Raw genomic sequence first — 463 nt, 5'->3', positions numbered from 1 at the left:
CGGACATTGCGCAGGTAAAGAAAACAAAGACCAAAGCCCCAGTTCTTCTTCGCCCTCGTTAGCCCGATCAGCAGATCGGCGATCTGCTCGTTCTCTTCGTTCAGCTTGGCGCTGTAACGATAGCAGGTCTCGCTTACACCAAAGGTGCGGCAGGCCAGTGCAATGCTGACCCCGCGTAGCGCCACGGCTTTCCTGGCCATCTCTCGGCGTTGAGATGACCGCGTCATTTTTTTCCAAGAGCCTCTTTTAAAAGATCTGTCTGCATGCTCATCTCGGCATACATCTTCTTGAGCCGACGGTTCTCATCCTCCAGAGCCTTCATCTGGCTGATCATCGACGCATCCATGCCGCCATACTTGGCACGCCACTTATAGAATGAAGCGTTGCTCATTCCATGTTCGCGGCATAGCTCCGGTACTGGAACACCACCTTCTGCCTGACAGAAGTGGCTCGGGAAATTTGA

Annotated in this window: 1 pseudogene; it reads right to left on the bottom strand. The window is 53.6% G+C overall.

From position 1 onward, the window contains the following. Positions 1–463: pseudogene (locus OPR82_RS22455) on the bottom strand (transposase); the annotation flags it as partial.

The organism is Ochrobactrum chromiisoli (genome assembly GCF_026241335.1).
In the GTDB taxonomy this organism is placed as follows: domain Bacteria; phylum Pseudomonadota; class Alphaproteobacteria; order Rhizobiales; family Rhizobiaceae; genus Brucella; species Brucella chromiisoli.
Note: the sequence above shows the minus strand (reverse complement) of the source record. Positions and strands in the feature narration are given on the sequence as shown.